Source organism: Streptomyces solincola (genome assembly GCF_002982015.1).
GTDB classification, from domain to species: domain Bacteria; phylum Actinomycetota; class Actinomycetes; order Streptomycetales; family Streptomycetaceae; genus Streptomyces; species Streptomyces solincola.
This window is the reverse complement of record NZ_PVLV01000478.1, coordinates 1-1,105: the sequence shown is the minus strand read 5'-3', so window position 1 is coordinate 1,105 and position 1,105 is coordinate 1. Positions and strand designations below refer to the sequence as shown.

Genomic DNA, 1,105 nt, shown 5'->3' with positions numbered 1-1,105 from the left:
CTCGTCCCCGAAGAGGTGAAACGCTGGAAGGGGCCACGCGGAGCCGTCACCGACCCCGTGGCCCGACGCGAGGTCCGGGCCGGACGAACCAGCGGCATCATGCGCACGGAGGACAGGGGGCTCCGGGCGGGGGCGCCGGGCGCGCGGAGTTCCCAGCCTGGGCTTGATGCCAGCCCTCTCCCCGCACGTGCGCCCCTGCCTTTGGACCTCGAAGGGGTCCTCACACGAACCTCCGAGGTCCACGCCGCCGCGTGGCAGGAGGCGTTCGACGGCTTTTTGCGCCGACGACGGAGCACGAGGATGCACGGTTCGTCCCGTTCGACGCGGTGAAGGACTACGAGCACGTCGACGGCCGCCCCCGGGCGGCGGGCGTGCGCACCTTCCTCGCCGCCCGCGGGAGCGAGCCGCCCGCCGGCGGCCCGCAGGACGGGCCCGACGCACCGACCCTGACGGTCTCGGCATTCGGAAGAACAGATTGCTGCTGCGGGTCGCCCGGTAGCGGGAGAGTGGAGCCCTAAGGGGGCCCGCGGCTGGAGATCCTGGACCCCGGCGAGCCGCTGACCTTCACCCCGGGCGACGTGGTTCAGCGGCCGGTGCCGCTACTGGCTGCCGGGCTCCCGCAAGCCCAGCAGCCCAGGGGCAGGAGGCCGGTCGGCCTGTCAGATGGTGGTGCACCCGCCCGCGAGACTTCAGCTTGGCCCGGCGGCCCTTGGTATTGGACAGCCACACCCTCGGCCGCACCTCGGTACCGTCCTCCAGCCGCTCGACGTGCTGCCGGGGGAACGGTCACCGTCCCGGTGCGGTCCCGGTACTGCGCCAAGGCGGCGCCGCCGCCGGCGCCAGGCCGCCACCCGCCCGCTTCGGCTACACCGCCCCGATCGGCACCACCGACGACGGACGGATGCGCCGCCTGACCGTCCACCTGCCCCCCGAGTACGCCCGCCGCCTGTTCGACGCCCGCGACGCCGGAGCCGGCGACCAGCAGATGCGCGGCATCGTCGCCGAGGGTTCAAGGACGTGTACTTCCAGGACGGCGGCACCCGCGCCTTGAGCCTGACGGACGTGCAGTTCCAGGACATCGACTACCTGGATCTCGACTACTGAC

The 1,105-nt window shown here is 73.0% G+C and carries 1 protein-coding gene and 1 pseudogene; both read left to right on the top strand.

Annotated features, from left to right (window positions below; genetic code table 11):
- Positions 1–166: 166 nt before the first annotated feature.
- Positions 167–496: pseudogene (locus tag C6N75_RS31830) on the top strand (hypothetical protein); the annotation flags it as partial.
- A gap of 405 nt (positions 497–901) precedes the next feature.
- Positions 902–1,051 (top strand): hypothetical protein, encoded by a 150-nt coding sequence (locus C6N75_RS32290; protein WP_407703270.1) that lies wholly within the window; start codon positions 902–904, stop codon positions 1,049–1,051.
- The last annotated feature ends 54 nt before the right edge of the window (positions 1,052–1,105 follow it).

Excerpts from the sequence above, each read along its gene's own strand:
- C6N75_RS32290 (WP_407703270.1), top strand. The coding sequence starts at position 902 with ATGCGCCGCCTGACCGTCCACCTGCCCCCCGAGTACGCCCGCCGCCTG.